The following is a 2,796-nucleotide window of genomic DNA, read 5'->3' as shown; positions in this document are numbered from 1 at the left end:
TGCCTTCTCCTTGTGTGATGCGTGAAAACGCATCCGCAAACGAAGTACCTTGCCGCCGGGTTCCATCTGTAGCAGCGCTTTCAATCTATCAGGCGTTGAGCGCGCGGCCATAGGCGTCGAGCACGCTTTCCTTCATCATCTCCGACAGCGTCGGGTGCGGGAAGATGGTGTGCATCAGCTCTTCCTCGGTCGTCTCCAGGTTCATTGCCACGACAAAGCCCTGGATCAGTTCGGTCACTTCGGCACCCACCATGTGGGCGCCGAGCAATTGACCGGTCTTCTTGTCGAAGATGGTCTTGATGAAACCCTGATCCTCGCCGAGCGCAATGGCCTTGCCATTGGCGGCGAACTGGAAGCGCCCGACCCGGATGTCCTTGCCCTCGGCCTTGGCCTTGGCTTCCGTCAGGCCAACCGAGGCGACCTGCGGATTGCAGTAGGTGCAGCCCGGAATCTTCAGCTTGTCGGTGGCATGCACGCCAGGAAAATCAGCGATCTTCTCGATGCACACGACCCCCTCATGTTCTGCCTTGTGGGCGAGCATCGGCGGGCCGGCGACATCGCCGATGGCGTAGATGCCCGGCACATTGGTCTTGCCGTAGCCGTCGATGACGATGCAGCCGCGCTCGGTCTTCACGCCTAGCGCCTCAAGCCCGAGGCCCTCGATGTTGCCCTGGACGCCGACGGCCGAGATCATGCGATCGGCGGTGATCTTCTCGACCTTGCCGTCCTTCATCTCGACATGCGCGGTGACCGAGTTCGCACCCTTCTCGACCTTGGTCACCTTGGCTTCGAGGATGATCTTCATGCCTTGCTTCTCGAACTGCTTTTGCGCGAATTTCGAGACTTCGGCATCCTCGACGGGCATCACTGCCGGCAGCAGTTCGACCACCGTTACTTCGGCGCCCATGGTGCGGTAGAAGGAGGCGAATTCGATGCCGATGGCGCCCGATCCCATGACCAGCAGCGACTTCGGCATCTCCTTCGGCACCATGGCCTCGAAATAGGTCCAGATCAGTCTGCCGTCAGGCTCGATGCCGGGCAGCGCGCGTGGCCGCGCGCCGGTCGCCAGGATGATGTGCTTGGCGGTGTAGGTGCCCTCGCCCTTGACGCCTTTCGGCACCGGCGGCTGCGGCTCCATCGGCTTCTTGGCCGTATTGGACACGGCGATCTCACCCGGCTTCGAAAGCTTGGCCTCGCCCCAGATGACATCGACCTTGTTCTTCTTCATCAGGAAGGCAACGCCGCCATTGAGCCGCAGCGAGACCTTTCGCGAGCGGTCGACCACGGCCGCTGTGTCGGCGCTGACTTTGCCGTCGAGCTTCAGCCCGTAATCCTTCAGGTGATCCGAATAGTGCATGATCTCGGCCGAGCGCAGCAGCGCCTTGGTCGGGATGCAGCCCCAGTTGAGGCAAATGCCGCCGAGATGCTCGCGCTCGACGATCGCCGTCTTGAAGCCGAGTTGCGCGGAACGCACCGCGGTGACATAGCCGCCAGGGCCGGAGCCGATGATGATGACGTCGTAGTTCTCAGCCACGGGTTTTCTCCTTCACAATTCCAGCATGACGCGCACGACGGGTGCCAGCGCCTTGCCGATGTTTCGCGTGTTTTCGGCGTCGAGGTGGACGCCATCAAGCGGTGTGGTTTGCGCCACGCTGCCGGCGTCGAAGAAGCCGCAGCCGGCCTCGTCGGCGAGCGCTGCATATTGCGGTGCCAAAAACTTCGAGGCGTCATCGCCACCGGCGAACATTTCCTTGAAGTCGGCATTTTCAGTACGGCTGACGACAGGCGGCGAAACGATCAGGATCTGCGGCGCGGGCCAGTCGAAGGGATAGTCGTGACCGCGCACGATATCGATCAGCCGCTGGATGCCCTGCTTGGCCGCGACGGGATTCCCGTGGATCCATGGCTTCATGTCGTTGGCGCCGAGCATGATGACAATCAGGTCGATCGGCGCATGGGTCGTCAGCACCGTTGGCAGCAGCCTGGCGCCGTTGCGATCCGCGCCGGCCAGATGGTCGTCGAAGGCCGTGGTGCGGCCGTTGAGGCCATCGGCAATCACTTGCACGCCGGCGCCTAACGCTGCCTGCAGCACGCTCGGCCAGCGGTCTTCCAGCGCATGGCGGCCACCTTCGGCATTGTAGCCCCAGGTCAGCGAGTCGCCGTAGCAAAGAACCGTCTTCATGCGCCCACCTGTGCGTTAATCGAGCCGCGCCTCAACCGCCAGCGCACGAACAGCCAGTGAACCAGCACAGTGGCCAGGTTCGGCAAAACCAGGCCGGCGACGATCGGCAGGTCACCTCCCCACTGGCGCTTATCGACCGGCTGAGAGAACGTCCAACCGATCAGGCCGAGCCCGATCAGCACGAACAGGACAATTGCGCAGAGGCCCAGCCAGTTGATGATCGTCGGTGCGTTCGCAAAAAGCTGCGCGATGAAAAACATGATCGTCGTAGCAATGGTGACAAGCACCGACGTCATGAACACCAGAATGTATTCTTCCTGAGCATGGGTTGCGACCGCCAGCTGTTGAGCAACCAGGCCGCCTGCCAATCCTGACAGGAAAAACGCCATGAGGGAGGTGAAGAAGATCCGCACCGCCCTCTCCGTCCTAGACCAGCATGCCCATCGGGTTCTCGATCAGCCGCTTGAAGGCGACCAGCAGTTCAGCCCCCAGCGCGCCGTCGACGGCGCGGTGGTCGGTCGACAGCGTCACCGACATCACGGTGGCGATCTTGATCTCGCCGTTCTTGACCACCGCCCGCTCCTCGCCGGCGCCGACCGCCAGGATGGTCGCAT

At 62.3% G+C, this 2,796-nt stretch carries 4 protein-coding genes; all 4 read right to left on the bottom strand.

What is annotated here, in order from left to right; translation table 11 throughout:
* Positions 1 to 88: 88 nt before the first annotated feature.
* Positions 89 to 1,534 (bottom strand): dihydrolipoyl dehydrogenase, encoded by a 1,446-nt coding sequence (gene lpdA, locus EN906_RS29715; protein ID WP_127270641.1) that lies wholly within the window; start codon positions 1,532 to 1,534, stop codon positions 89 to 91.
* A gap of 12 nt (positions 1,535 to 1,546) precedes the next feature.
* Positions 1,547 to 2,182: an SGNH/GDSL hydrolase family protein gene (locus tag EN906_RS29710; protein ID WP_127270643.1), complete on the bottom strand. Its 636-nt coding sequence runs from the start codon at positions 2,180 to 2,182 to the stop codon at positions 1,547 to 1,549.
* Positions 2,179 to 2,595: a hypothetical protein gene (locus EN906_RS29705; RefSeq protein ID WP_127270644.1), complete on the bottom strand. Its 417-nt coding sequence runs from the start codon at positions 2,593 to 2,595 to the stop codon at positions 2,179 to 2,181. Before EN906_RS29705 ends, EN906_RS29710 begins: the two co-directional genes overlap by 4 nt.
* Positions 2,596 to 2,608: 13 nt before the next feature.
* Positions 2,609 to 2,796 (bottom strand): 2-oxo acid dehydrogenase subunit E2 (locus tag EN906_RS29700; RefSeq protein WP_206517217.1); only part of this gene is annotated, 188 nt, incomplete at its 5' end.

The sequence above is a fragment of the Mesorhizobium sp. M7A.F.Ca.CA.004.06.1.1 genome (genome assembly GCF_003999135.1).
In the GTDB taxonomy this organism is placed as follows: domain Bacteria; phylum Pseudomonadota; class Alphaproteobacteria; order Rhizobiales; family Rhizobiaceae; genus Mesorhizobium.
The sequence above is the reverse complement of the archived record's forward strand: the minus strand, read 5'-3'. Positions and strand labels throughout refer to the sequence as shown.

Excerpts from the sequence above, each read along its gene's own strand:
- EN906_RS29710 (WP_127270643.1), bottom strand. The coding sequence starts at position 2,182 with ATGAAGACGGTTCTTTGCTACGGCGACTCGCTGACCTGGGGCTACAAT.